Annotated in this window: 27 protein-coding genes; 15 read left to right on the forward strand and 12 right to left on the reverse strand. The window is 71.6% G+C overall.

Annotated elements, in window-relative coordinates:
• The first annotated feature begins 46 nt into the window (after nucleotides 1-46).
• From ACFC1J_RS14225 to ACFC1J_RS14235, 3 genes are read left to right on the forward strand one after another with little or no spacing between them, the layout of a single operon-like run.
• A complete protein-coding gene (locus ACFC1J_RS14225) occupies nucleotides 47-271 on the forward strand; it encodes a DUF3107 domain-containing protein (protein WP_292723510.1) in 225 nt (74 codons plus the stop codon).
• A gap of 15 nt (nucleotides 272-286) precedes the next feature.
• The gene (locus tag ACFC1J_RS14230) at nucleotides 287-574 is read left to right on the forward strand and encodes a hypothetical protein (RefSeq protein ID WP_375907229.1); all 288 of its coding nucleotides are present in this window, start codon (nucleotides 287-289) and stop codon (nucleotides 572-574) included.
• Between the two features lie 6 nt (nucleotides 575-580).
• Nucleotides 581-712: a hypothetical protein gene (locus ACFC1J_RS14235; protein WP_375907232.1), complete on the forward strand. Its 132-nt coding sequence runs from the start codon at nucleotides 581-583 to the stop codon at nucleotides 710-712.
• 37 nt (nucleotides 713-749) lie between these two features.
• Here ACFC1J_RS14235 and ACFC1J_RS14240 read toward each other — a convergent pair whose 3' ends face one another.
• On the reverse strand, nucleotides 750-1064 hold the full coding sequence (locus tag ACFC1J_RS14240) for a metal-sensitive transcriptional regulator (RefSeq protein WP_375907235.1): 315 nt from the start codon (nucleotides 1062-1064) through the stop codon (nucleotides 750-752).
• A 79-nt stretch (nucleotides 1065-1143) separates the two neighbouring features.
• On the opposite strand from ACFC1J_RS14240, the gene ACFC1J_RS14245 reads away from it, so the two are divergent.
• Entirely contained in the window at nucleotides 1144-1329 is a 186-nt protein-coding gene (locus ACFC1J_RS14245) for a hypothetical protein (RefSeq protein ID WP_375907238.1), read from the forward strand.
• Complete coding sequence (locus tag ACFC1J_RS14250; RefSeq protein WP_375907241.1) at nucleotides 1326-3026, forward strand: FAD-dependent oxidoreductase; 1701 nt, start codon at nucleotides 1326-1328, stop codon at nucleotides 3024-3026. Before ACFC1J_RS14245 ends, ACFC1J_RS14250 begins: the two co-directional genes overlap by 4 nt.
• Before the next feature lie 30 nt (nucleotides 3027-3056).
• Here the strand turns inward: ACFC1J_RS14250 and ACFC1J_RS14255 are convergent, their stop codons facing one another.
• Nucleotides 3057-3770, reverse strand: coding sequence for a ferritin-like fold-containing protein (locus ACFC1J_RS14255; RefSeq protein WP_375907244.1), 714 nt, complete (start codon nucleotides 3768-3770; stop codon nucleotides 3057-3059).
• 211 nt (nucleotides 3771-3981) lie between these two features.
• Between ACFC1J_RS14255 and ACFC1J_RS14260 the strand changes: the two genes are divergently transcribed.
• On the forward strand, nucleotides 3982-5505 hold the full coding sequence (locus ACFC1J_RS14260) for a DEAD/DEAH box helicase (RefSeq protein WP_375907247.1): 1524 nt from the start codon (nucleotides 3982-3984) through the stop codon (nucleotides 5503-5505).
• A gap of 117 nt (nucleotides 5506-5622) precedes the next feature.
• On the opposite strand, the gene ACFC1J_RS14265 is transcribed toward ACFC1J_RS14260, so the two are convergent.
• A complete protein-coding gene (locus ACFC1J_RS14265; RefSeq protein WP_375907250.1) occupies nucleotides 5623-6513 on the reverse strand; it encodes a PHP domain-containing protein in 891 nt (296 codons plus the stop codon).
• A 120-nt stretch (nucleotides 6514-6633) separates the two neighbouring features.
• On the opposite strand from ACFC1J_RS14265, the gene ACFC1J_RS14270 reads away from it, so the two are divergent.
• A complete protein-coding gene (locus ACFC1J_RS14270; protein WP_375907253.1) occupies nucleotides 6634-7668 on the forward strand; it encodes an endonuclease/exonuclease/phosphatase family protein in 1035 nt (344 codons plus the stop codon).
• Between the two features lie 34 nt (nucleotides 7669-7702).
• Here the strand turns inward: ACFC1J_RS14270 and ACFC1J_RS14275 are convergent, their stop codons facing one another.
• A complete protein-coding gene (locus ACFC1J_RS14275) occupies nucleotides 7703-8098 on the reverse strand; it encodes a DUF3054 domain-containing protein (RefSeq protein ID WP_375907256.1) in 396 nt (131 codons plus the stop codon).
• Nucleotides 8099-8285: 187 nt separating this feature from the next.
• Here ACFC1J_RS14275 and ACFC1J_RS14280 point away from each other — a divergent pair, with 187 nt between their 5' ends.
• On the forward strand, nucleotides 8286-9788 hold the full coding sequence (locus ACFC1J_RS14280; protein ID WP_375907258.1) for a S8 family serine peptidase: 1503 nt from the start codon (nucleotides 8286-8288) through the stop codon (nucleotides 9786-9788).
• 110 nt (nucleotides 9789-9898) lie between these two features.
• Nucleotides 9899-11329, forward strand: coding sequence for an aminopeptidase P family protein (locus tag ACFC1J_RS14285; protein WP_375907261.1), 1431 nt, complete (start codon nucleotides 9899-9901; stop codon nucleotides 11327-11329).
• A 133-nt stretch (nucleotides 11330-11462) separates the two neighbouring features.
• Here the strand turns inward: ACFC1J_RS14285 and ACFC1J_RS14290 are convergent, their stop codons facing one another.
• The 3 genes from ACFC1J_RS14290 to ACFC1J_RS14300 are packed head-to-tail and all read right to left on the reverse strand — an operon-like array spanning nucleotide 11463 to nucleotide 14130.
• Complete coding sequence (locus ACFC1J_RS14290) at nucleotides 11463-12641, reverse strand: MalY/PatB family protein (protein WP_375907264.1); 1179 nt, start codon at nucleotides 12639-12641, stop codon at nucleotides 11463-11465.
• Complete coding sequence (locus ACFC1J_RS14295) at nucleotides 12638-13393, reverse strand: alpha/beta family hydrolase (RefSeq protein ID WP_375907267.1); 756 nt, start codon at nucleotides 13391-13393, stop codon at nucleotides 12638-12640. Before ACFC1J_RS14295 ends, ACFC1J_RS14290 begins: the two co-directional genes overlap by 4 nt.
• Complete coding sequence (locus ACFC1J_RS14300; RefSeq protein ID WP_375907270.1) at nucleotides 13390-14130, reverse strand: general stress protein; 741 nt, start codon at nucleotides 14128-14130, stop codon at nucleotides 13390-13392. The genes ACFC1J_RS14295 and ACFC1J_RS14300 overlap by 4 nt, the downstream gene beginning before the upstream one ends.
• 88 nt (nucleotides 14131-14218) lie before the next feature.
• Between ACFC1J_RS14300 and ACFC1J_RS14305 the strand changes: the two genes are divergently transcribed.
• The 3 genes from ACFC1J_RS14305 to ACFC1J_RS14315 are packed head-to-tail and all read left to right on the forward strand — an operon-like array spanning nucleotide 14219 to nucleotide 17153.
• Nucleotides 14219-15505 (forward strand): magnesium transporter, encoded by a 1287-nt coding sequence (locus ACFC1J_RS14305; protein ID WP_375907272.1) that lies wholly within the window; start codon nucleotides 14219-14221, stop codon nucleotides 15503-15505.
• A complete protein-coding gene (locus tag ACFC1J_RS14310; protein WP_375907749.1) occupies nucleotides 15505-16029 on the forward strand; it encodes a DUF1003 domain-containing protein in 525 nt (174 codons plus the stop codon). The genes ACFC1J_RS14305 and ACFC1J_RS14310 overlap by 1 nt, the downstream gene beginning before the upstream one ends.
• Nucleotides 16026-17153 carry an Mrp/NBP35 family ATP-binding protein gene (locus ACFC1J_RS14315; RefSeq protein ID WP_375907275.1) on the forward strand — a complete coding sequence of 376 codons (1128 nt, stop codon included), beginning with the start codon at nucleotides 16026-16028 and terminating at the stop codon, nucleotides 17151-17153. The genes ACFC1J_RS14310 and ACFC1J_RS14315 overlap by 4 nt, the downstream gene beginning before the upstream one ends.
• Before the next feature lie 7 nt (nucleotides 17154-17160).
• On the opposite strand, the gene ACFC1J_RS14320 is transcribed toward ACFC1J_RS14315, so the two are convergent.
• The gene (locus ACFC1J_RS14320) at nucleotides 17161-17616 is read right to left on the reverse strand and encodes a Sec-independent protein translocase TatB (RefSeq protein WP_375907278.1); all 456 of its coding nucleotides are present in this window, start codon (nucleotides 17614-17616) and stop codon (nucleotides 17161-17163) included.
• 96 nt (nucleotides 17617-17712) lie between these two features.
• On the opposite strand from ACFC1J_RS14320, the gene ACFC1J_RS14325 reads away from it, so the two are divergent.
• Nucleotides 17713-18345, forward strand: a complete 633-nt coding sequence (locus ACFC1J_RS14325) for an O-methyltransferase (protein ID WP_375907281.1) — start codon at nucleotides 17713-17715, stop codon at nucleotides 18343-18345.
• 72 nt (nucleotides 18346-18417) lie between these two features.
• On the opposite strand, the gene ACFC1J_RS14330 is transcribed toward ACFC1J_RS14325, so the two are convergent.
• The 3 genes from ACFC1J_RS14330 to dapE form a co-directional block, all read right to left on the reverse strand.
• Complete coding sequence (locus tag ACFC1J_RS14330) at nucleotides 18418-18591, reverse strand: DUF3117 domain-containing protein (RefSeq protein WP_082076728.1); 174 nt, start codon at nucleotides 18589-18591, stop codon at nucleotides 18418-18420.
• Nucleotides 18592-18692: 101 nt separating this feature from the next.
• On the reverse strand, nucleotides 18693-19964 hold the full coding sequence (locus ACFC1J_RS14335) for a hypothetical protein (protein ID WP_375907284.1): 1272 nt from the start codon (nucleotides 19962-19964) through the stop codon (nucleotides 18693-18695).
• Nucleotides 19957-21030, reverse strand: a complete 1074-nt coding sequence (gene dapE / locus ACFC1J_RS14340) for a succinyl-diaminopimelate desuccinylase (protein ID WP_375907287.1) — start codon at nucleotides 21028-21030, stop codon at nucleotides 19957-19959. The genes ACFC1J_RS14335 and dapE overlap by 8 nt, the downstream gene beginning before the upstream one ends.
• A 65-nt stretch (nucleotides 21031-21095) precedes the next feature.
• Here dapE and dapD point away from each other — a divergent pair, with 65 nt between their 5' ends.
• Nucleotides 21096-22049: a 2,3,4,5-tetrahydropyridine-2,6-dicarboxylate N-succinyltransferase gene (gene dapD / locus ACFC1J_RS14345; RefSeq protein WP_375907289.1), complete on the forward strand. Its 954-nt coding sequence runs from the start codon at nucleotides 21096-21098 to the stop codon at nucleotides 22047-22049.
• Here dapD and ACFC1J_RS14350 read toward each other — a convergent pair.
• A complete protein-coding gene (locus ACFC1J_RS14350; RefSeq protein WP_375907292.1) occupies nucleotides 22046-22615 on the reverse strand; it encodes a TetR/AcrR family transcriptional regulator in 570 nt (189 codons plus the stop codon). The two genes, dapD and ACFC1J_RS14350, sit on opposite strands and share 4 nt — an antisense overlap.
• Before the next feature lie 138 nt (nucleotides 22616-22753).
• Between ACFC1J_RS14350 and ACFC1J_RS14355 the strand changes: the two genes are divergently transcribed.
• Nucleotides 22754-24151, forward strand: a complete 1398-nt coding sequence (locus tag ACFC1J_RS14355; RefSeq protein WP_375907295.1) for an MFS transporter — start codon at nucleotides 22754-22756, stop codon at nucleotides 24149-24151.
• Nucleotides 24152-24256: the final 105 nt, after the last annotated feature.

Here is a 24256-nt window from a genome sequence, read left to right on the forward strand (position 1 = left end):
CCCCGCGATAGAGTGACGAGACCTCAACCTTTCAAGGAGCATTCCCGTGGAGATCCGCATCGGCATCATCAACACCGGCCGTGAGCTCAGCTTCGAGACCTCGGCCTCCGCGGACGAGGTGCGCGCGCAGATCGCCGGCGCCCTCGACCAGGGCGCGAGCCACGTGTCGCTGAGCGACACCAAGGGCAACTCCTACATCGTGCCGACCGCGAACCTCGGCTACGTGGAGCTCGGGACCGAGGAGTCCCGCCGCGTCGGCTTCGTGGCCTGACCCGAGGCCGGCCGCGTGTACATCCTGCTCGCGCTGATCGCCGCCTGCGCTCTCGGCGTCGTGGTGCACTACGCGATCCCCCACCGGGATCTCCGCGGAGTGGCCCTCGTCCCTGCAGTCGCCACCGCCGTCGCGGCCGCCGCCTATGCGCTCGGCCAGTGGGCCGGGCTGAAGGAGTCGAGCGTGTGGCTGTGGCTGCTCGCCCTGGGCGGCGCCGTCGTGGTCTCCGCGGCCGTCGGCATGATCCTCACGCGGGCGCGCCGCCACGGCGACGCCGTGCGCCGCGCCGAGCTCGGCGTCTGAGCCGAGGTGGCCGCCTCCTCCGGCGGTGAACGTGCGCGCACGCTGCGCGGCATCCGGATCTGCCTCGGCGTGATCCCCGTCGCGATCGCCTGGCGGCTGACCCGGCGGCTCGAACGGACGACCCTCGACGTCCGCTGAGCGTCGCAACGCCCGACCGGCGCCAGAGCGTCCCGGATCAGGCGAGCGAGAGGAAGAGCTTCTCCAGCTCCTCCGGGTTCGGCGAACCCTCGGCGCCCGGATCCGTCAGGCACTCGCGCAGCGCCGTCGAGATCACCAGGAAGCCGGCGCGGTCCAGCGCTTTCGTGACCGCCGAGAGCTGCTGTACGACCGTGCGGCAGTCCTCTCCGGATTCCACGGCGCCGATCACGGCCGCCAGCTGCCCGTGGGCACGCCGCAGACGGTTCGCGATCTTCCTCGTCGCCTCCGGGTCGTGCGTTGCGATGCGCGGCCCGTCCTCGGCGATCCCCTGGGTCGTGTCGGTGCTGCTCATGCCGGCAAGTATACCCCGGGGAGTATGTTACGGTGATACTCCCCGGGGTATCCGAGACCGCCCGGGACGAGGAGCAGAGATGTGCCGTGCAGTGACCTGCAAGACCTGCGGGAAGACCACCTGGGCGGGATGCGGCCAGCACGTGTCCGACGTCAAGCGCGCGGTGCCGGCGGCGCAGTGGTGCGAGGGCCGGCACACCCAGGCCGAGATCGATGCCGCCGCCCCCGCCAAGGGCGGGCTGCTGTCCCGGATCTTCGGGCGATGAGCGCCCCCGGGACGGACCGCCCGCGGCGCATCGTGATCGTCGGCGGCGTGGCGGCCGGGATGAGCGCGGCCGCGCGCGCCCGGCGTCTGGACGAGCAGGCGGAGATCGTCGTGCTGGAGCGCGGTGCGCACGTCTCCTTCGCCAACTGCGGTCTGCCGTACTACGTGGGCGGCGAGATCGAGGACCGGGGCAGCCTGCTCGTGCAGACGCCGGCGACCCTGCAGGCCGCACTCGATCTCGATGTCCGCGTGCATCACGAGGTGACCGCGCTCGACGCCGCCACCAGGAGCGTGACCGTCCGCGGCCCCGAGCGCGAGGAGCAGCTGGCCTACGACGCGCTCGTCCTGGCTCCGGGCGCGATCGCGGTGCGTCCCCCGCTGCCCGGACTCGACTCGCCGCGCGTGAGCACTCTGCGCACCGTCGAGGATGCGGTGCGGTTGCGCGAGCGCATCGAGGACGGCGCCATGGCGTCCGTTCGGCGCGCGGTCGTGCTCGGCGCCGGGTTCATCGGCGTGGAGGCGGCCGAGGCCCTGCGCCGACAGGGGTTGGAGGTCGATCTCGTCGGGCTGGCATCCCACGTGCTGCCACCGCTCGAGGCCGAGATCGCGACGCCGGTCGCCGCCGAGCTGCGACGCCTGGGCATCCGGCTGCATGCCGGGATCGCCGCCGGATCGGTCGAGCATCACGAGGACCACGACGTCGTCGTGCTCGCGAACGGGGAGCGCCTCGAGGCCGATGCCGTCCTCCTCTCGGTCGGCGTGCACCCCGACACCGCGGCCTTCGAGGCGGCCGGGGTCGCCTGCGAGCGCGGAGCGATCCTCGTCGACGAGCACGGACGCACGAACCTGCCGGACGTCTACGCCGCAGGCGACGCGGTGCTCTCCGTGGATGCCGTCACCGGGCTGCGCCGACCGGTCGCCCTGGCCGGTCCCGCGAACCGGGCGGGACGCGGGATCGCGGACCACATCCTCCGTCCGGACTCGGCGAGACCCCTCCCCGCGCCCGTGGGCACGGCGATCGTCCGCGTCGGCGAACTCACGGCCGCCCTCACCGGAGCGAACAGTGCAGCCTTGAGCGCCGCCGGCATCGAGGCGGACACGCTGCATCTGCACCCCACGCAGCACGCGGGGTACTTCCCCGGCGCCGCGCAGATGGCGCTCCTGGTGCACATCCGCCGCGGGGACGGGCTCCTGCTCGGCGCTCAGGCCGTCGGCCGCGACGGGGTCGACAAGCGGATCGACGTGCTGGCCACGGCGATCAGGGCGGGATTCACGGCGGCCGATCTCATCGACCTCGACCTCGCCTACTCCCCCGTATACGGCAGCGCGAAGGATCCGGTGAATCTCGCCGGCATGGTCGGGGCCAACGTCCTCGACGGCACGCTCGCGCTCTGGTACGCGCAGGACTGGGAGCGTCTTCGCCCTGAGGCACTGATCCTCGACGTGCGCAGTGCGGCGGAGTACGCCGCGGGGCATCTCCCCGGCGCGCTGCACATCCCGCACACCGAGCTCCGCGATCGCCTCGACGAGGTGCGCGAGGCCGCGGCGGGTCGCCCCGTCCGCGTCCTGTGCGGATCCGGCGTGCGCTCCCACATCGCGCACCGCCTGCTCGTGCAGTCGGGTTTCGACTCGGCATCGCTCTCGGGCGGGATGCTCACCGCGCGCGCGGTGCTCGGCGACGACGTCCTCGTGTCCTGACCGCCACGGCTGGTCGTGGCGCGCCCGTCGCTACGACGCGAGACCCATCGCGTCCATGCGGCGGGCGTGCGCGCCCATCAGCTCGGTGAACACGGGCTCGAGCCGGTCGTTCTCCGCGCCGGGGAGGTGCGGGCGCAGCGCCGTCCTGGCGACCAGGATCGTGTCGCCGACGAGCCGTCGTCCCCACATCGACAGCAGCGAGCGCCATTGCTCGTCGCTCGCGATCGTGGCCTGCACGATCCCGATGATCTCGTGCCGGTCGTCGGCCTCAGAGAGGATCCGGGCGACCTCCGCTCCGATCTCCCCGTAGCTGGACGCGAGTGCGATGTAGAAGTCGTCGAGCATGCCGGCGGTCAGGTACACCGCGAGCATGGTCTCCGCGATGCGCGGCCCGAGGGTCTTGCGCCGGAACGCGTCCAGCTGCTCCCGGAACGGCAGCATCACCTCGGTCGGCCGATCGCCGTGCGCAGCGATGATCGCGACGATCGCGTGGTGCTTGGCGAGGGCGGCGCCTGCGGCGCGGGAGAGGATCTCCTTCTCCGCGAGATCGTCGGTGGCGCGGATGAGACGGGTGAGCGTCTCGAAGTAGCCCAGCTGCAGATACGCGGCCTGCCCGAGGAACGTGTTCAGCTCGGGCGCCAGCTCGGCGAAGTCGACGCGGGTCGCGTCGCCCACGTCGCCCCGGGAGCGGAGCACCAGGGTGCGTCGGGGCGCCTTGTCGCGCTGCCAGAACCACCTCACCACGCGCCCAGCCTAGTGGAGCCCCTCGGCCGTGACGGGGGCGGCGCGCGCCCCGCGTGATCCGATCCCGAGGACGCGGGCCCGCTCCGGTAGGCTGGAACCCGCTCCGGCGACGGATCGGAGCCCCGCGCCTGTGCATACGGATTCGGCGTGGACCCCATCAACGAGGCGGCGCCGCGAATCGCAAGGCCCGCCGGACAGGCAATCAAAGACTGTGACTTCTTTCGCCGAACTCGGCATCGATCAGGACATCGTGGACGCCCTCGCGGCGAAGGGCATCGTCGACGCCTTCCCGATCCAGGAGCAGACCATCCCGCTGGGCCTTCCCGGCCAGGACATCATCGGACAGGCCAAGACGGGCACCGGAAAGACCTTCGGCTTCGGCATCCCCGTGGTGCAGCGCCTGGGCCTCGACCCGGAGCACGGCGTCAAGGCGCTCATCGTCGTGCCGACCCGCGAGCTCGCGGTGCAGGTGTACGAGGACATGGATCTGCTGACCGGCAACCGCTCGACGAGCGTGGTGGCGATCTACGGCGGCAAGGCCTACGAGGGCCAGATCGACCAGCTCAAGGCCGGCGCGCAGATCGTCGTCGGCACCCCCGGCCGTCTCATCGACCTCGCCAACCAGCGCCTGCTCGACCTCTCGCATGCGACCGAGGTCGTGCTCGACGAGGCCGACAAGATGCTCGACCTCGGCTTCCTCGCCGACATCGAGAAGATCTTCTCCAAGGTCCCCGCGGTGCGCCACACGCAGCTCTTCTCGGCGACCATGCCGGGGCCGATCGTGGCGCTGGCGCGCCGGTTCATGACGAACCCGATCCACATCCGCGCGAACGACCCCGACGAGGGTCTCACCCAGGCGAACATCAAGCACCTCGTCTACCGGGCGCACTCGCTCGACAAGGACGAGGTCATCGCCCGCATCCTCCAGGCCGAGGGCCGCGGCAAGACGGTGATCTTCACGCGCACCAAGCGCGCGGCGCAGCGGCTGGTCGACGAGCTGAGCGACCGCGGCTTCAACGTCGGCGGCGTGCACGGCGACATGGGCCAGGATCAGCGCGAACGCTCGATGGCCGCGTTCAAGGCGGGCAAGAGGGACGTGCTCGTCGCGACCGACGTCGCCGCCCGCGGCATCGACGTCGACGACGTCACCCACGTGATCAACCACACGATCCCGGACGAGGACAAGACGTACCTGCACCGCGCGGGCCGCACCGGCCGCGCGGGCAAGACCGGCATCGCGGTCACGTTCGTGGACTGGGAGGACCTGCACAAGTGGGCCCTGATCAATCGCGCGCTCGAGTTCGGCCAGCCCGAGCCCATCGAGACATACTCGTCGAGCCCGCACCTCTACGAGGACCTGAACATCCCGGCGGGCACCAAGGGCCGCCTGGTCACCGCGCCGGTGTCCGAGAAGCCCGCCCGCAAGCAGCGCGAGCCGCAGCGTGCCGCCGACGCGGCCGCGGAGGGCACGAGTGACGGAGCCACGCGCCGCCGCCGTCGTCGCCGCAACGCGGAGGACGAGGTCGGATCCACGTTCGCCGAGGGTGCAGAGGCTCCCGCCGCCAAGCCCTCCGGATCCGGTGACGCCGATCGCGCCGCCGAGGGATCCGGAACGCACGACGGTCAGGGTGCGGAGCACCACGACGGCAAGCCGGCCGCACAGCGCCGTCGCCGGCGTCGCCGTCGCCCCTCGGGCGGCGCCGCCGGCGGCAGCGCCCCGCAGCCCGGGGCCTGACCCCGCCCCGCGCCTGCGCCCGATCCGCGCTCATCTCTGACCGCGAGACTCCATCTGGGCGACGAGACTGCACTTCACAGGTGCAGTCTCGTCGCCCATTTGAAGTCTCGCGGGCAGTTACCGGGCCCGGATCGGGTAGACCGGGGCGGATCCGAATCCGCTGTCGATGATGCGCTGCAGCATCGCCGGATCCGTGGTGTTCTCACCGGGGACGTTCGGCTTGCCCGCACCGTGGTAGTCGCTGGATCCGGTCACGATGAGGTCGTTCTCGGCGGCGATGCCGCGCAGCCAAGCGCGCCCCTCCGCCGTATTCTCGCGGTGATCGATCTCGAGCCCGGCCAGGCCCGCGTCGATGAGACGCCGCAGAGTCGCATCCGTCATGCGCTCGCGCCCCGCCGGGTGCGCGATCACCGGCACTCCCCCGGCCCCGACGACGAGTTCGATCGCCGTGAGCGGATCCGGCGCGTAGTGGGCCTCGTAGTACCCCTGACGCGGGTGCAGGATCCCGTCGAACGCCTCCCCGCGGTCGCGCACGATCCCGCGGGCGACCAGCGCGTCTGCGATGTGCGGCCGTCCCACGGTCGCCCCCGGATCCGTCTGCTCCAGCACGTCCTCCCAGCGCAGCGGATAGTCGCGCGCGATGCCCTTCACGATGCGCTCGGCCCTGCCGATGCGGTCCTCGCGGATCCGGGCGGTCTCGGCGGCGAGATCCGGATCCGTCGGGTCGAACAGGTAGGCCAGGACGTGCACGCTCCGCCAGCCGTCCTTGGCGGACAGCTCCATACCCGGGATGAACGTCATGCCGTGCGCCGTCGCGGCCTCGGCCGCGTCCACCCATCCGGCCGTCGTGTCGTGGTCGGTGAGCGCGATCGTGCCCAGCCCCTCCTGCACGGCGCGCTCGACGAGGGTCGCGGGATCCTCCGTGCCGTCGGAGCGGTTCGAATGCAGATGCAGATCGATCGGCCCGTCGAACAGGGCGGGGCGTGACGTCGGATCGGCATCGGTCATCCTCCGAGCGTAGCGATCCCCTGCGCCCGGAGACCGTCCCGCGCCGCCGCGCTCGTCCTGTGCGGATCCAGGGCCGAGCACCAGAACCCTCACAGATCCGCTCGCCTAGGCTCGAAGGCGATGTTTCGACTGATCGGGATCCTCCTCACCGTCCTCTTCGCGATCGCCACCGCGGTCGTGACCTGGCCGCAGTTCTTCCACCTCGAGCAGACGTTCCCGATCACGCAGATCGTGGCCTCGCGCGCGGTGCTCGTGCTCGCGTTCGGCGCGATCCTGGTGCTGGCGCTCCTGCTCCTCCTGGCCCGCCCGCTTCGCGGCTTCGCGGCGTCGATCGCGCTCGTGGCGCTGCTCGGCGGCGGCGCGTCTGCGGCCATCCTCGCGCTGCGCGGCGTCGACACCGCCGACGCCCTTCCGGAGAAGACCGCGACGAGCGTGCGCGTGCTCGCCTGGAACACCGCAGGAGAGGCCGTCTCGGCCGGCGACATCGCGAACACGATCGTCGCTCAGAAGGCCGACATCGTGGCGCTGCCGGAGATGACGGAGGCCGTGGGCGAGGAGATCGCGCTCACGCTGCGCGAGGCGGGGCACCCGATGTGGGTGCATCACGTGCAGTACCGCCCCGAGGTCACCCAGGGGCCGGACTCGTGGCAGACCACGGTGCTCATCTCGCCCGCGCTCGGCGACTACTCGGTCATCCCCTCCTCCGCCGACGGATCCAGCAACACGTCCTCGGTGCCGAGCGCCGTCGTGATGCCGGTCGAGGGCGACGGCCCCACCGTCGTCGCGGTGCACACCGTCGCGCCGCGCCCGCAGGAGATGACGGACTGGACGCAGGATCTGCGCTGGGTCGCCGACCAGTGCCCCGCCGGCAAGAACGTGATCCTCGCCGGCGACTTCAACGCGACCCTGGATCACATGGGCGGGCTCGGCACCGACGGCGGCGACCTCGGCGCCTGCCGCGACGTCGCATCGCGCTCCGGCTCCGGCGGCGTCGGCACCTGGCCGACATCGGTGCCGGTGCTCCTGGGCGCTCCGATCGACCACGTCATGGCCACGTCCCACTGGCGGGCGACCGGATCCGCGGTCCTTCCCGCCGGCTCGGGCGGCAGCGACCACCGCGCCCTCATCACGCAGTTGGAGCGCGCGACCCCCTGACGCCGGCGCTGGAGCCGGCACGGGTCTGAACCGCTCAGCGGCGAGCGCGCCCCCGGGCGACGAGCGCGGCGATCCCCCGCCAGCCCACGAGGAACATCAGCAGCGTCACGGTGGCGACGATGATGAACGCGACCGCGGTCGTGCCGCCGCTCACCACCCGCAGGGTCATCCCCAGCACGACGGTGATCACGACCAGCGCCACCCCGGTGCGCAGAGGCGCGGCGGGCGCCCTCCAGGCCCGCAGCACGAGCCAGCCGACCGCGAGCCCGACGAGGAACGGCCAGGCCGTCTCCCGCACGCCCAGCGCGTCGATGCCGTGCTCGTGGCTCGCGCGCCCGATGGCGGCGAAGACGATCACGAGCACGGCATCGATCCCCACCGCCCACGGCCAGGACAGGGCGGATCGGCGAGCAGGGACGGCTTCGGTCATGCCTCCACGCTAGCCCGGCGGCCGATGCGCCGTGGTGCGGGAGCTTCAGGATCCGGATCCGCTCCTACCCTGATATCCGGCTATCAGCAAGCATTGAAATGGCTGGGAGAGGCAAGTAGAAACGTTGCAGGGCCATCCGCCCGCGCCGACCTGGTCGGCACCCACCCCCACGAGAGGACCCTCACTGATGAGGATGCCAAACGCCCACCGCTCGTTCCGCACCATCGCCTGCACCGTCGCAGCGCTGGGACTGGTCCTGGCGGGCTCCGTCAGCGCCACCGCGGCCACCAACGAGCCGTCCACGCCCGTCCCGATCACTCCGCCGGACGGCACCGTGATGAGCTACGTGGTCAACATCGGCCAGGCGAACCCCGGCCAGACCCGCAAGGCGGAGAAGGCCGTGACCGAGGCCGGCGGCGTCGTCGTGCAGAGCTGGCCCGAGATCGGCGTCATCGTCGCGCAGTCCGACCGCGCGGCGTTCCGCGACACCGTGAAGGCCAAGGGCAAGAACGTCGTCGCCTCCGTCGGCGCGACGCGCACGGTCGAGGTCAAGGACAAGGTCACCGGCCCGCAGGCGCCGTGGGGACCTGGCTCCTCCGGCTGGAAGCAGGGCAAGAACAAGCCTGTCAACGGCGACGAGCCCACCGAGCCGGTGCCCGCGGCCGCGTCCGATTCCCTCGAATCCCAGCAGTGGGACATGACCATGATCCAGGCGGATCAGGCGCACCAGGTGACCGACGGCAACCGCAACGTCCTCGTGGGCGTGCTGGACTCCGGCATCGACCCGACGCACCCCGACCTGCAGGCGAACATCGACGTCGCGGACTCCGTCAACTGCACCGCCGGCGGACGGCCCGACCAGGCCGAGGGCGGCTGGTACCCGACCACCTCCGACCACGGCACGCACGTCGCGGGCACGATCGCGGCGGCCCGCAACGACGTGGGCATCGTCGGCGTCGCCCCGAACGTGCGTCTGGCGTCGGTGAAGGTCGTGAACGACGACGGGTTCATCTACCCCGAGTATGCGGTCTGCGGCTTCATGTGGGCCGCGCAGCGCGGGATGGACGTGACGAACAACAGCTACTACATCGATCCCTTCGAGTTCTGGTGCGATGACCAGCCAGACCAGGCGGCGGTCCGCGAGGCCGTGGCCCGTGCCGTGAACTGGTCCAACTCCCAGGGCGTGGTGAGCGCTGCGGCGGCCGGCAACTCCGGTCTCGACCTGACGGTGAACACCCGCGACGAGGGCAGCCCGGACGACGCCGCCGAGCCGACTCCGCGCACGATCAACCAGGGCTGCAAGGACATCCCCGCGCAGGTCCCCGGCGTCGTGACGGTCTCCTCGCTCACGCAGACCGGTCAGCTGTCGTACTTCTCCAACCGCGGTCTCGGCGAGATCGACGTGGCGGCGCCCGGATCCCGGATCCTCTCCACGATCCCCGGCGCGAAGTACGGCCTCAAGAGCGGCACCTCGATGGCGTCCCCGCACGTCGCCGGCGTGCTCGCCCTGATGAAGTCCGCGCACCCCGAGCTGACACCCGCGCAGATGGTGCAGAAGCTCGAGGACGACGCGACGCCGACCGCGTGCTCGGCTCCGCAGTACGACGAGGGAGCCGCGTGCGTGGGCACTCCTGAGCTGAACAGCTACTACGGCCACGGCATCGTGAACGCGCTCAAGGCCGTGCAGTGATCTGAACCGGATCGACCGGAGGGGCCCGGATCGCCGAAACGGCGGTCCGGGCCCCTCCGTCGCCTCCCGCCCGGGATCCTTCTCGCACCGGCCGGTGAGAGGATGGATCCATGACCTCCGAGCACGACACGATCGAGCAGCAGGGCGATGCCGCCGCCGCGACCACCTCGACGACCACCAACCGCCGCCAGCCCTTCCCCCAGGGCTTCCTCGACACCATCTCCACGGGCTGGGCCGAGCGCCCGGAGTCCCTGCCCGCTCCGCGCGCGCAGGCGCCGTACGCCGCAGCGCGGAGGGCGGCCGTCTCCGCGGCCTTCCCCGGCAAGCGCCTCGTGATCCCGGCCGGATCCCTCGCGCAGCGCAGCAACGACACCGACTACCCGTTCCGCGCGCACTCGGCGTTCGCGCACCTCACCGGGTGGGCCGCCGACTCCGAGCCCGACTCCCTCCTCGTCTTCGAGCCCACCGCGGACGGTCACGACGTGACCCTGTACTTCCGCGAGCGCGCCGACCGCACCACGAGCGAGTTCTACTCCGACGCCACGATCGGCGAGTTCTGGATCGGGCCGCGTCCCGCGCTCGCCGGCGTCGCCGCCGATCTGGGCGTGGCGACCGCGCACCTCGACGACTTCGCGGCGGGCGATCACGACCTCGTGGTCGACGAGGACGGCGAGCTCACCCAGTTCGTCTCCGAGCTGCGCCTCGTCAAGGACGCCTACGAGATCGCCGAGATGCGCCGCGCCGTGGAGATCACTGCGAACGGCTTCGACGACATCATCCGCGACCTCCCGCGCGCGATCGCGCACCCGCGCGGCGAGCGCATCGTCGAGGGCGTCTTCCACCAGCGCGCCCGCAGCGACGGCAACTGGGAGGGCTACGACACGATCGCCGCGTCCGGCCCGCATGCCTGCTACCTGCACTGGACCCGCAACGACGGCGCCGTGCTGCCGGGCGACCTGATCCTGGTCGACGCCGGAGCCGAGGCCGACAGCCTCTACACCGCCGACATCACCCGCACGCTCCCGGTGAGCGGCACGTTCAGCGACGTGCAGCGCCGGATCTACGACACCGTGGTCGAAGCCGCGGACGCCGCCTTCGCCGCCGCGAAGGTCGGCGTGCTGTTCCGCGAGGTGCATGCGGCCGCGATGGACGTGATCGCGCGTCGCACCGCCGAATGGGGTCTGCTGCCGGTCACCGCCGAGGAGGCGCTCGACGCCGACAACGGCGGCCAGCACCGCCGCTACATGGTGCACGGCACGAGCCATCACCTCGGCATCGACGTGCACGACTGCGCCCAGGCCCGCCGCGAGATGTACTACGACGGCAGGATCGAGCCCGGCATGGTGTTCACGATCGAGCCCGGTCTGTACTTCCAGATCGACGACCTGACCGTGCCGGAGGAGTACCGCGGCATCGGCGTGCGCATCGAGGACGACATCCTGATCACCGCCGACGGCCCCGTGAACCTCTCCTCCGCCATCCCCCGCACCTCCGCCGAGGTCGAGGCCTGGATCGCCCGCGTGCAGGGATCCGCGTCCTGACAGCCGGCAGACGCTGACGCCCACCGGCGTCGAGGCCCCCTCTGAGTGCCGAAGCCCCCTCGCAGTTGCGCAACTGCGAGGGGGCTTCGGCGCTGCGAGGGGGCCTCGACGGAAGACGGCCCGCCCGAGGGGCTCAGCGCGCGGCGTGCTCGCGCAGCGCTTCGGCCATCTGGCGCACGGCCTGCTCGATCACGGGACGGGGCGTCGCGAGGATGAAACGCAGGTAGCCCTCCCCCGCGACGCCGCAGGCGATTCCGTCCGTCATGGCGACACCCGCATGTTCGCGGAAGAAGGCGGCGGGCGAGCCCTCGATGCCGAGCCCGCGCGCATCCAGCCACGCGATGTAGGTGCCCTCGGGAGCGCGATAGCCCATGTCCGGGATGTGCTCCGCGAGGAGCTCCCCCAGCATCCGGCGGTTGCCGTCGAGGTAGTCGAGCGTCCCGTCGAGCCACTCCCGGCTCTCGTCGAAGGCGGCCGTGGTCGCGATGACGCCGAGGTTCGCCGTGCCGTGCTCGGCCCAGGCGACCTCGGGCCGCGCCCACGTCTCGGCGTCCGCGTCGTTCGTCAGGATCACCTGGGCCGCCTTGAGGCCCGGCAGGTTGAACGCCTTCGAGGCGCTCACGGCGGTGATCGTGTGTCCCGCGGCGACCGCGCCGATGCTCGCATAGGGCACTTGCCGATGGGGCGCGAAGACGAGCGGCGCGTGGATCTCGTCCGAGAACACGCGCGCGCCGTGCCGTGCGACGACCTTCGCGACCGCTTCGAGCTCGGCCCGCTCGAACACGCGCCCGAGCGGGTTGTACGGGTTGCACAGGATCAGCAGGCCACCGCCGTCCGCGAACGCCCGGTCGATGCCGTCCAGGTCGTAGACGTGGCGCCCGTCCTCGACGAGCATCGGCACCTCGATGATCTCGCGATCGTGCATCGCCGGGATCGTCAGGAACGGCATGTACGCGGGCGTGGGCAGCACGATCTTCGAGCCGGGCGCGGTGAAGAAGTCGATCGTCGCGCGCAGCGCGGTGAGCACATCGGGCACGGGGCGGATCCGCTCCGCCGGCACGTCCCAGCCGTAGCGGTCCCTCTGCCACCGCGCGGTCGCCTCGGTCATGCGCGTCCGCACGGCTGCCGGCAGGTACCCGGTCAGCCCGTCGTCGATCGCGCCCTTCATGGCGGCGGCGATCGCCGGGGCGGGCGGGAAGTCCATCTCGGCGACGAACGCGCCGATCGCCTCGGGGAACACCGACCACTTCAGGCTGCCGATCTCGCGCAGCCTGTCGATCCCGATCGCGTCCAGCTCCTCCGCCGTGCTCATGCGTCTCCCTCTGCGTCCTTCCCGGATGCGTCCGGCACGGACGCGTCGATCATGAAGCCCGACCGCGCGAAATCGGCGACGAGCGGCGCCAGCTCCGCCCCGATCTCCTCGGTCGGGCGCTTGCGGCCCTTCACCTCGAACGAGTGCCCGCCGCCGTCGATCCAGAGGATCCGCGCATCCCGGCAGGACGCGACGGCTTCCTCGAGCTGCGACAGCGGCTGCACGAACGGGTCGCTCGTGCCCTCGACGAAGAGCTGCGGCTGCATGACGGCCGGCAGGTGCTCGATCCGGGGCTTCTCCGGCTTGCCCGGCTGATGCAGCGGGTAGCCCAGGTAGACCAGCGCGTCCGCGTCGAGGCCGGCCTCGTCGGCGGCGGCCATCGACGCCATCCGCCCGCCATAGGACTTGCCGCAGGCGACGACGGATCCGGATCCGCGCTCACGCGCCGCGGCGATCGCGGCACGCCAGGTGAGGATCGCGTGCGCGGCGGGGCCCGGCATGCGCCGCCCCGCCTCGAGGTACGGGAAGGTGAACCGCAGCGTGTGCAGGCCCGCGGCCCGCAGCGCGGCGGAGAAGCCGGTGAGGAACGGATGGTCCATGCCCGCCCCCGCCCCGTGCGCGATCACCACGAGCGGCGCGCCGGCCGTCGCGTCGATGTCGCCGCGCGCGGGGCCGAACACCGCAGAGACCTCGACCGTCCCGGCGGGGAGAGGGACCGGAAGACGGAACCGCTCCTCGGGGAGCACGGTCATCGCGCGGCGCCGTCGCCCGCCGGGTTCTCGCGCTCGGCGGGGTTCGCGCCCTCGGCCGGCTCGTCCTCGACGGCCGCACTTTCCACCGGCTGCACCGGGGCGACCGGGGCGACCGGCGGAGCGGGCGGCAACGGAGGGCGCTGCGGCGCGATGCGCTCTCCGTAGCGCGGCGGCTCCTCGATCCGCTCGCCGTACTGCGGAGGCGCGGCCGCGGGACCTGCGAGGGGGCCGGCGGCCGGGGCGGCGGCCTGTCCGGACGGCGGGACGGGTGTCACGGCGCGGCCGAGCACCTGGCGCGCCTTGCCGACGGAATCCGGCAGCACGGTCACCTCGTAGTGGTCGGCCTTGAGCTGCATGACGCTCGCGTAGTCGCGGCGGCGGCGCACGATCGCGTACGTGATGAGACTCAGGATCATGCCGATCGCGACGCCGACGAAGAGGATCCCGATGAAGGCCTGCATCGGCACGGAGGGATTCCCCAGCACGAAGATCGCCGAGAGGAAGAGCCCGATGAGCACGCCGTTGACCGCGCCGGAGCGCGCGGCGTTCGCATAGCCGAGGCGGCCGGTGACCCGCTCCACGGTCTGCACGCCGACCCCGACGATGGCGATCGCCCTGGCCGGGATCTCCCCCGCGATCAGTTGCGAGACGAGCTTCTGCGCGGCCTCGTACTCGGTCACCGTGGCGACCGTCTCGCCGATCTCGCCCGCGGGGCCTGACGTGTTGAGCATGCTCATCGGTCCATTCTTCCATGCGGTCGCGTCCTGGCCGCCAGAAGCCGTCACCCGCCCCGGATCCCAGGGTCGCGGACAGTACGCTGGAACCATGAGCACACAGCGGGTTTTCGTCGCGCGCCTGGCCGGGTGCGCCGTGTTCGACCCCGCCGGCGACCGGATCGGGAAAGTCCGAGATGTCGTCGTCGTGTACCGAAGTAGCGCGGCCCCGCGCGTGATCGGCCTGGTGTGCGAGATCCCCGGCCGTCGGCAGGTGTTCCTCTCGATCGGACGCGTCGGCTCGATCAGCACCGGACAGGTCATCACGTCCGGGTTGATGAACGTGCGCCGGTTCAAGCCGCGCAACGGCGAGGTGCGCATCATGGCCGAACTCGTCGGCCGACGGGTCGACTTCTCCGACGCGTCCGGCACCGCGGTGATCGAGGACGTCGCGATCGAGCCGAACCGGCTGGGCGAGTGGTCCGTGAGCCAGCTGTTCCTGCGCAAGCCCAAGACCAGCGCCTCGCCGTTCGCGAAGGGGCCGACCACGTTCGCGACGTGGAACGAGGTGCACGAGCACAACCGTCCTGGTGAGGCGCAGTCGGCGGAGCAGCTCGTCGCCACCTACTCCGAGATGCACCCCGCCGACCTCGCGAACACCCTGCTCGACCTGCCCCAGCAGCGCCGTATCGAAGTCGCGGAGGAGCTGCCGGACGAGCGGCTCGCCGACGCCCTCGAGGAGATGCCGGAGGACGACCAGATGGACATCCTGGATCGCCTCGGCGATGAGCGCGCCGCGGACATCCTCGACCAGATGGAGCCGGACGACGCCGCCGACCTGCTCGCGCAGCTGCCGCAGGGCCGCCTGGAGCACCTCCTCGAGCTCATGGAGCCGGAGGAGGCGGAGGACGTGCGCATGCTGCTGCGCTACAGCCCCGACACCGCGGGCGGTCTGATGACCCCGGAGCCGATCATCCTCTCCGCCGATGCCACGGTCGCAGAGGCCCTGGCCCTGATCCGCCGGCACGAGCTGCATCCCGCTCTGGCCGCCGCGGTGTTCATCACGCTGCCGCCGTTCGAGACGCCCACCGGACGCCTGCTCGGCGTCGTGCACTTCCAGCGCATGCTGCGCTATCCCCCGCACGAACGGCTGGGCGCGATCGTCGACGACACGCTCGAACCCGTGCCCGCGACCGCTTCCGCGGCCGAGGTGGCGCGCATGCTCGCCAGCTACGACCTCGTCTCGCTCCCCGTCGTGGATCAGGCGCACCGGCTCGTCGGCGCGATCAGCGTCGACGACGTGCTCGACTATCTGCTCCCCGACGACTGGCGATCGCACGACGCCGATGACCACAGCGGATCCGCGCGCTCCGTCCCGACGCAGGGAGCGGCGGGATGATGGCGAAGTCGGGCCGTCGCGGGCTGGATCTGCCCCGCGGCCGCTCCGGCATGCTCGGCCGCGGCTCCTCCTCGACGCCGTCGAGCGACACCTTCGGGCGGTTCTCCGAGGCGTTCGCGCGGGCCATGGGAACCTCCGGATTCCTCATCGGGATGTCGGTGTTCGTCCTGGTCTGGCTGTGGTGGAACATCGCGATGCCCGAGGAGTGGCAGTTCGACCCCGCCGCGACGAACTTCACACTGCTCACGCTGATCCTCTCGCTGCAGGCCTCGTACGCCGCCCCCCTGATCCTGCTCGCGCAGAACCGACAGGATGACCGCGACCGCGTGCAGATCGAGCAGGACCGGCAGCGCGCCGAACGCAATCTCGCCGACACCGAATACCTGGCCCGGGAGATCGTCGCGCTGCGCATGGCGCTCGAGGAGCGCTCGGCCCAGGGCATCACCCGGGAAGTGCTGCGCGCCGAGCTCAGGGCGATGCTGGCTGAGCTGCGCGACGAGGATCCGGCGGAGCAGACTCCGTGACCGGCGACCTCGCCGATGCGGTCCGTCATGCGGTCGGCGCCGTCACCGATCCCGAGCTGCGCCGTCCGCTGGCCGACCTCGACATGCTCCGCGACATCACGGTGGACGGCACGGTCGCGCACGTCGGGATCGCACTGACCATCGTGGGCTGCCCCGCGGCCACGCGGATCGAGTCCGACGTGCACGCGGCCGCGTCCGCCGTCCCCGGGATCGAGGCCGTCGAGGTCGCGGTCGGCGTGATGACGCCCGAGGAGCGCCGCGCGCTCACCGAGCGCCTGCGCGACGGCAGGCCGCCCCGGCAGATGCCGTTCGGCCCGAACTCGCTCACCCGCGTGATCGCCGTCACGAGCGGCAAGGGCGGGGTCGGCAAGTCCACGCTCACCGCCAACCTCGCGGTCGCGCTGGCCGCCCGGGGCCGCAGGGTCGGCCTGATCGACGCCGACGTGCACGGGTTCTCGATCCCCGGCCTGCTCGGAATCGCCCCCGGCACCCAGCCCACCCGGATCGACGACCTCATGCTGCCCCCAGTCGCGCACGACGTGAAGGCGATCTCGATCGGGATGTTCCTGCGCGAGGGCGAATCCGTCGTCGCGTGGCGCGGACCCATGCTGCACCGCACCGTCCAGCAGTTCCTCACCGACGTGTTCTTCGGCGATCTGGACGTGCTGCTCATCGATATGCCGCCCGGCACGGGCGACATCGCGATCACGCTCGGCCAGCTCCTGCCCCATGCCGAGGTGCTCGTCGTCACCACGCCGCAGGAGGCCGCCTCCGATGTGGCGATCCGCAGCGCCCTCGTAGCGCGGCAGACCGGGCAGCGCGTGATCGGGGTCGTGGAGAACATGGCCGCCCTGGCCCTGCCGGACGGGACGATGCTGGATCTGTTCGGCTCCGGCGGCGGGCAGGCCGTGGCGGACGCGCTCTCGCGGGACGCGGATCCGGTCCCTCTGCTGGCTTCCGTGCCGCTGAGCCCCGCGCTGCGCACGGGCGGCGACGCCGGTCTGCCGGTCGTGCTCGGCGATCCGGAGGATCCTGCGGCGCGCGCGATCCTCACGGTCGCGGACGCCGTCGATCAGGCGGGCCGCGGCCTCGCCGGGCGGCGCCTGCCGGTCAGCCCTCGCTGAGCGGGGCTCAGGTGGCTTCGCTGTCGTACGGGGGAAGCTCCTCGGCGGAGAAGACCTTCGGCCCCTTCGAGGCCGGCGCGGCCTCAGCCGATGCCGATGCGGCGTTCATCGCGGACGCCGAGGCGAGGAGGGCGGCGGCGGATCCCGCGGCCGCGGGAGCGGCCTCGACCGCGGCCGGTGCGGCCGCCGGGGTCGGGGCGGCAGGGCTGTCGTCCAGCAGCGCATCGCGGATGATGCGCCGCGGGTCGTACTGTCGCGGGTCGAGCTTGCGCCAGTCGAGCTCATCGATCTCCGGCCCGACCTCCTCGCGCATGCGATCCTTGGCGCCGCGCATGTAGTCGCCCGCCTTCTTGACCAGGCGCGCGAACGACTCCGCGTACCCCGGAAGGCGCTCAGGGCCAACGAGAAGGGCAGCGATCACGCCGATCACGAGCAGCTTCTCGATGGTGATGCCGAAGAACATGTCATAAGGGTACCGCCGCGCCTCGCTCACGCAGACACGCGGGACGCTTACGCTGAGGGAACATGCGGTGCACTGAGCGACCGCCAGGGAGTCGAAGTGAGCGAGCAGGACGCCAACGCACGGTACGTGCGCGAAGCCATCATCGAGCCGGATGAGATCGCGCGGGCGCGCGCGCACGCGGTCGAGCTCGGCGCGCAGCCCATCAGCGCCGCCGTCGGAGCCCAGATCGCCGTGCTCGCCGCGGCCACCGGCGCGCGCTCGATCGTCGAGATCGGCACCGGCGCCGGCGTCTCGGGCCTGTGGCTGCTGCGCGGCGCCCCGAAGGCCGTGCTCACCTCGATCGACAACGAGCCGGAGCACCTCGCCGCCGCCCGCAGCGCCTTCCAGGACGCGCGGATCGCCCCGACCCGCGCCCGGTTCATCGCGGGCAGGGCCGCCGACGTGCTGCCCCGCATGAACGAGGCCGCCTACGACATCGTCCTGGTGGACGCGGATCCCGAGAACGTCATCGAGTACGTCGAGCACGGTCTGCGACTCGTGCGCGCCGGGGGCACCGTGCTCGTGCCGCGGGTGCTCGCCGGCGGCAGGGTCGCGGATCCGGTGCAGCGCGACGAGGTCACGGTCGCCTACCGCTCGCTCATCCAGGAGACCCAGCAGTCCCCCGCCGTGCTCGCCGCGCTGAGCACGGTCGGAGAGGGCCTGCTGCAGCTGACGGGCATCGCGGAATGACGAAAGGCCCGCGGGAAGCGGGCCTTTCGAAGATCTGAGAAAGATCTGGATCTATGCAATCGTGCGGATCGCTCAGGCGGCTGCCACGACGTTGCTCAGCACGTCGTGAAGCTCCTTCGCCTCGGCGTCGTTGACGGAGACGACCAGACGCCCGCCGCCTTCGAGCGGGACGCGCACGATGATCAGGCGGCCCTCCTTCACGGCCTCCATGGGTCCGTCGCCAGTCCTCGGCTTCATCGCTGCCATCGCGGTGCTCCCTTTCCTCGGTGGTCTACGACTCCCATATTAGTGGGTGCCGGGACACCGCTTACCGCCGCGCGGCCGAGCCGCGCGGCGTTCGGCCCGGTTCAGGGCACGCGCCAGAAGGTGTTCGCGAAGCCGTACACGTTCGCGATCCACAGCGCCTGCAGGCCGATGCACACCAGCAGCACCGCGATCCGCAGCCACCAGGACCGGCGCCACCCGACCGCACCCCAGAGCGGGGCGAGCGGGAACAGGAGCCGCAGCGTGCTGGACTGCGGGAAGAACACGGCCAGCAGGTACAGCGCGTAGCTCGCCGAGAAGAGGCGGATCTCCGGTCCGAGTCGCCGCACGCCGGGGCCGAAGATCAGCGCTGCGGCGAACAGCAGGACGAGCAATGCCAGCACTACGAGCCCGAGCCATCCGGGCAGGCCCAGCAGCCGCGCCCAGTACGGCATCGCGCTCAGCCACCCCTCGAAAGGCGAGAACACGGCATGCCCGTCCTGCGGCATCCAGAATCCGCGCCAGCTCAGCTCGGTCTCCAGGTAGGCGTTCGGCACACCCGTCGCGATCCCCGCGATCGCCTGCCACCCGAAGCCCACGATGACACCGAGCGCGCCGAGCCCGAAGTAGTGCGCGATCTCGCGACCCGCGAGCGGATCCGCCTTCCGCCGCACCCAGCGCACCACGAGCATGAGGCCGAGCATGAGCGCGAACGCCAGCACGCCGGGCCGGGTGAAGCCCATCAGCACGATCAGCGGATACAGCCGCGCATAGCGGCGGCGGATCAGACCGTCCAGCGCCAGCAGCAGGAACAGCATGTTCAGGACCTCGGCGTACCCCACCTGGAACAGGGCGCCCAGTGGGCCGGAGGCGAAGAAGACGACCGTCCAGACGGCCGCCATCCGCCCGATCCTTCCGCGCATCATCCGGAACAGCACGAGGCAGCAGAGATATCCGGACACGAGGGAGACGAGTGCGGCTCCCACGCCCCAGCCGCCCGTGCCGAACGGGAGCGCGAAGACCTGCGAGACCCATGGGTACACCGGAAGGAACGCCCACGAGTTCTGGGTGATGTGCCCGTCCGTACCGAGCGGCAGGACCGTCGGATACCCGTACACGACGATGTACCAGTACCACTGCGCGTCCCATCCGGTCACGAACGACGCGATCGACGCCCCGTGACCGAACCGCGAGCCCGGAGCGCCGGACAGCGTGGTCGCCCAGAACATCAGGCCCGTGGTGATCAGCCGGGCGCCGAGGTAGATCGCGAGGATTCCCGCCCAGGCGGGCGTGCGCGCGTAGAACCGCGCGGCCCACCGCGGTGCCGCGGCGGCGTTGCGTCGGCGGGGCGCCGCCACGGCAGCGAGCTCAGACACCGCTGAGCCAGGAACGCAGGCCCCGTTCGGTGGCCGTGATCTGCGAGAGCGGCACCCGCTCCTCGTCGTGGTGCGCGAGATGCGGATCCCCCGGTCCGTAGTTGACCGCGGGGATGCCGAGCGCGGAGAACCGCGCCACGTCGGTCCACCCGTACTTCGGCTTCGGGGTCGCGCCGACGGCGGCGACGAAGTCCTGTGCGATGGGGGCGTCGAGGCCGGGGCGGGCGCCCTCGGCGACGTCGGTGATCTCGACCGCGAATCCGGCGAACACGTTGCGCACGTGGGCCTCGGCGTCGGCCGCGGACTTGTTCGGGGCGAAGCGGTAGTTCACCTCGACCTCGCAGGCGTCGGGGATCACGTTGCCGGCGATACCGCCGCTGATCCGCACCGCGTTCAGCCCTTCGCGGTAGTCCAGGCCGTCGACGGTCACCTCGCGCGGACGGTATTCGGCCAGGCGGGCCAGGATCGGCGCCGCCCGGTGGATCGCGTTCTCGCCGATCCAGGCGCGCGCCGAGTGCGCGCGCACCCCGGTCGTGCGCACGACCGCGCGCAGCGTGCCGTTGCAGCCGCCCTCGACCTCGCCGTTCGAGGGCTCGCCGAGGATCGCGAAGTCGGCCTCGAACAGGTCCGGCCGGTGCTCGGCGAGCAGCTTGAGGCCGTTGCGGGCGGCCTCGACCTCCTCGTTGTCGTACCACATCCAGGTGATGTCGACCACGGGCTCGGTGAGCTCCGCGGCGAGCTTGAGCTGCACCGCGACACCGGCCTTCATGTCGACCGTGCCCCGTCCCCGGATCAGCGCCTCGCCGTCGATCTCCACGTCGCGCGTGGGCACGTTGTCGTTGATCGGCACCGTGTCGATGTGCCCGGCGATCGCGACGCGCTGCGCGCGGCCCAGGTTCGTCCTGGCGACGATCGTGTTGCCATCGCGGAGCACCTCGAGATGGCCGAGCGGGCGCACGGCCTCCTCGATCAGGTCGGCGAGAGGCTTCTCCTCCCCCGAGACGCTGGGGATGTCGCAGATCGCGCGGGTGATGTCCGCCGCGGAGGCGGTGAGATCGAGCGGCATGGTCCCCACCCTAGCGCCGCGTCATGAAGGGGAAGCTGGGGGCGGGCGTTCGGTAGCGTGGAGGCATGACCGACGCGCGCATGATCCACGGCTCCGGACTGACCACCATCGCCGGCGACGGCACCGTCCTGGACGCCTGGTTCGCCGAGATCAGCGCGATCGCGCCGTCCGCAGAGGACCTCGCCGCCTCCGCGCTGACCTTCGAGGCTCTGGTCGGCCCGGACGAGCGCCGCAACGTCACCATCGAGGCCGTCCAGTTGTCGATCGACCTGGACGCCGCTCCGACCTCCACCGCCGACGCCTACCTGCGCCTCCAGGCCCTCTCGCACCTGCTGGTGCGCCCCAACGAGCTGAACCTCGACGGCATCTTCCGCCACCTGCCCAACGTCGCGTGGACCAGCGCCGGACCGATGCTCCCCGCCGACGCCGCGCGGCTGCGCCCGCTGCTGCAGCGCGCGGGGATCCAGATCTCCGGCGTGGACAAGTTCCCGCGGCTCACCGACTACGTGCTGCCAGAAGGTGTGCGCATCGCCGACGCCTCCCGGGTGCGCCTGGGCGCCCACCTGGCCCCCGGCACCACGGTCATGCACGAGGGCTTCGTGAACTTCAACGCGGGAACGCTCGGCGCCTCCATGGTCGAGGGCCGCATCTCGCAGGGCGTCGTCGTCGGCGACGGATCCGACATCGGCGGAGGCTCCTCGATCATGGGCACGCTCTCCGGCGGCGGTACGCACCGCGTCTCGATCGGCGCACGGACCCTGCTCGGCGCGAACGCCGGCATCGGCATCTCCCTCGGCGACGACTGCATCGTCGAGGCGGGGCTCTACGTCACGGCCGGCACGAAGATCGTGCTCGCCGACGGCGCTCCGCTGGCCGACGGCGGCCGCCCTGTCGTCAAGGGCGCGGAGCTCAGCGGCGAGAACGGGATCCTGTTCCGCCGCAACTCGCTCTCCGGCGCTGTCGAAGCCGTGCGCCGCGCCGGCGTGGGCGTCACGCTCAACGAGGCTCTGCACGCCTAGGAGCGCAGCGACCCGATCGCGAGGCCGAGCACGCGGCGGCGCTGCTCCTCGTCGTCATAGGCCACCGCGCTCACGCCGGCGATGAGCTTGACGACATCGGCGATCGCGATGCCCGCCTTGACCGCGCCGTCCTCCTGTGCGCGTCGCAGCAGCGGCTCCCCCGCGCCCAGCATCACACCACGGCACTCCGCGAACACCGACGATTCCCGGTTCAGGCCGTCCAGCAGCACGTGCTTGGTGCCCACGTACTCGACGAAGCGGCCCAGCCAGGCCTCGAACGCCGGCCACGGCGCCAGGTCGGCCACCTCGTCAGCGGCGTCGGCGAGCGCGGCGACCTCACGGAGGTAGAGCGTCTCGATCAGGTCGTCCCTGGTCGGGAAGTTGCGGTACAGCGTGCCGATTCCCACGCCCGCCCGACGCGCGATGTCCTCGAGCGAGGCGCCGGAGCCGTCCTCGGCGAACGCCTCGCGCCCCGCGGCGACGAGGGCGTCGAAGTTCCGTGCGGCGTCGGCGCGGCGTGGTCGCCGCTCCTCCAGCGTCGTCGTCGCCCGGTTCTGGCCACCCATCGTGCCGTCCTTCCCAAAAGTCTCGGTAGACCCCTTGCAAACCGGAGGAACCCTCCGGTAATCTCAATCCGGAGGCATCCTCCGTTCGGAGGTCTCCCTCCACTTTACCCCTCTTCTCCAGGCTCCGGAAGGGAACTCATGTCCCGCTCATCCACCTCGATCCTGGTCGCGATCGCCGTGGCGGTCTCCTCCATCGCACTTCTTCAGAACCTCGTCATCCCGCTCGTGCCGCTCATCCAGGCGGAGTTCGGCGTCACCGCGGATGCGGCCAGCTGGACCATGACGGCCTGGCTGATCGCGGCCGCCGTCGCGACCCCGACGCTCGGACGCGTCGGCGATCTGCGCGGCCGGCGCACGACGTTCCTCATCACACTGGGCGTCACGGCGGCCGGCGACGTGCTGGCCGCCATCGCCCCGACGCTCGAGGTGCTCATCGTCGCCCGCGTGCTGCAGGGCGTCGGCGGGGCACTGTTCCCCCTCGCCTACGGTCTGCTGCGCGACGCCCTGCCGCGCAAGCGCGTGACCGGGGCGATCGGCGTGGTGAGCGCCGTCATCGGCATCGGCGGCGCCGCGGGCACGGTGCTCGCCGGACCGCTGGCCGACCTCGTCGGCTGGCGCGGCACGTTCGCGGTGCCGTTCCTGGTGGCGGCGCTCGGTGCGTTCCTGACGCTCGCCGTGGTCCGCGACAGCGGCGTCCGCGCACAGGGGCGGGTCAACACGCTCTCCTCCGTGCTGCTCTCCGCCTGGCTCGTGGCGCTGCTCGTGCCGCTCAGCACCGGCTCCCGCTGGGGCTGGACATCGCCGGCCGTACTCGCGCTGTTCGGCGTCGCCGTCCTCGCCTTCGCCGCGTGGATCGCCTGCGAACTCCGCGCGAAGGAGCCGCTCGTGGATCTGCGCCTGCTGGCCTCCCCCGCGATCTGGCCGGTGAACGCCGCATCGCTCCTGATCGGGGCCGGCGTCTTCGCGTTCTGGGGCTACCTGCCGCAGTTCCTGGAGCTGTCCCCGTCCGCTGGCGGTGCAGGCCTCACGGTGCGCGATGCCGGGCTCATGCTCGTCCCGATGCTCATCGGCATGAGCGGTGTCGGATTCGCCACCGGCGCACTGAACCGCATCCTGTCGCTGCGCACCCTGCTTGTGATCGGCTCGCTGCTCATGGGCCTCTCCGGCGCATCCGCCGCGCTCGCGCACTCGGCGCCGTGGCAGCTGGCCCTGGCCGGCGCCGGCTTCGGGATCGGATGCGGGCTGGCCTACGCGGCCTCCGCAGGAATCGTCGTGCAGAGCGTGCCCGCCGCGGTCACCGGCGTCGCGACCGGCGTGAACGCGAACCTCCGCACGATCGGATCCGCGATCGGCTCGGCCGCGACCGGCGCGATCGTGTTCGGCGCAGCCCCGCACGGCACCGGCTCCGGCTTCGCCACCGCGTGGGGGCTCGTCGCCATCGCCACGCTCCTCGCGGGTGCGATCGTCTGGGCGGTGCACACCCGCCCCGCGGTGACCACCTCGGCGACCCCGCTCCCCGAGCTCGTCGAGGCCTGAATCGAGGATCTCTTCGGCACCTGAACCGAGGATCAGGGGATCCAGGATAGGATGGACGGGATGTCGGATCTTCCGGCATCTCGTCGCCATCCCGGATCCTCTGGC

Source organism: Microbacterium sp. NPDC056052, from assembly GCF_042266785.1.
GTDB lineage: Bacteria > Actinomycetota > Actinomycetes > Actinomycetales > Microbacteriaceae > Microbacterium.

Coding starts and splice junctions, on each gene's coding strand:
- ACFC1J_RS14240 (WP_375907235.1), bottom strand. CDS start 1,064: ATGAGCAGCACCGACACGACCCAGGGGATCGCCGAGGACGGGCCGCGC.
- ACFC1J_RS14245 (WP_375907238.1), top strand. CDS start 1,144: ATGTGCCGTGCAGTGACCTGCAAGACCTGCGGGAAGACCACCTGGGCG.
- ACFC1J_RS14250 (WP_375907241.1), top strand. CDS start 1,326: ATGAGCGCCCCCGGGACGGACCGCCCGCGGCGCATCGTGATCGTCGGC.
- ACFC1J_RS14265 (WP_375907250.1), bottom strand. CDS start 6,513: ATGACCGATGCCGATCCGACGTCACGCCCCGCCCTGTTCGACGGGCCG.
- ACFC1J_RS14270 (WP_375907253.1), top strand. CDS start 6,634: ATGTTTCGACTGATCGGGATCCTCCTCACCGTCCTCTTCGCGATCGCC.
- ACFC1J_RS14275 (WP_375907256.1), bottom strand. CDS start 8,098: ATGACCGAAGCCGTCCCTGCTCGCCGATCCGCCCTGTCCTGGCCGTGG.
- ACFC1J_RS14280 (WP_375907258.1), top strand. CDS start 8,286: ATGAGGATGCCAAACGCCCACCGCTCGTTCCGCACCATCGCCTGCACC.
- ACFC1J_RS14285 (WP_375907261.1), top strand. CDS start 9,899: ATGACCTCCGAGCACGACACGATCGAGCAGCAGGGCGATGCCGCCGCC.
- ACFC1J_RS14290 (WP_375907264.1), bottom strand. CDS start 12,641: ATGAGCACGGCGGAGGAGCTGGACGCGATCGGGATCGACAGGCTGCGC.
- ACFC1J_RS14295 (WP_375907267.1), bottom strand. CDS start 13,393: ATGACCGTGCTCCCCGAGGAGCGGTTCCGTCTTCCGGTCCCTCTCCCC.
- ACFC1J_RS14300 (WP_375907270.1), bottom strand. CDS start 14,130: ATGAGCATGCTCAACACGTCAGGCCCCGCGGGCGAGATCGGCGAGACG.
- ACFC1J_RS14305 (WP_375907272.1), top strand. CDS start 14,219: ATGAGCACACAGCGGGTTTTCGTCGCGCGCCTGGCCGGGTGCGCCGTG.
- ACFC1J_RS14310 (WP_375907749.1), top strand. CDS start 15,505: ATGGCGAAGTCGGGCCGTCGCGGGCTGGATCTGCCCCGCGGCCGCTCC.
- ACFC1J_RS14320 (WP_375907278.1), bottom strand. CDS start 17,616: ATGTTCTTCGGCATCACCATCGAGAAGCTGCTCGTGATCGGCGTGATC.
- ACFC1J_RS14330 (WP_082076728.1), bottom strand. CDS start 18,591: ATGGCAGCGATGAAGCCGAGGACTGGCGACGGACCCATGGAGGCCGTG.
- dapE (WP_375907287.1), bottom strand. CDS start 21,030: ATGCCGCTCGATCTCACCGCCTCCGCGGCGGACATCACCCGCGCGATC.
- dapD (WP_375907289.1), top strand. CDS start 21,096: ATGACCGACGCGCGCATGATCCACGGCTCCGGACTGACCACCATCGCC.
- ACFC1J_RS14350 (WP_375907292.1), bottom strand. CDS start 22,615: ATGGGTGGCCAGAACCGGGCGACGACGACGCTGGAGGAGCGGCGACCA.
- ACFC1J_RS14355 (WP_375907295.1), top strand. CDS start 22,754: ATGTCCCGCTCATCCACCTCGATCCTGGTCGCGATCGCCGTGGCGGTC.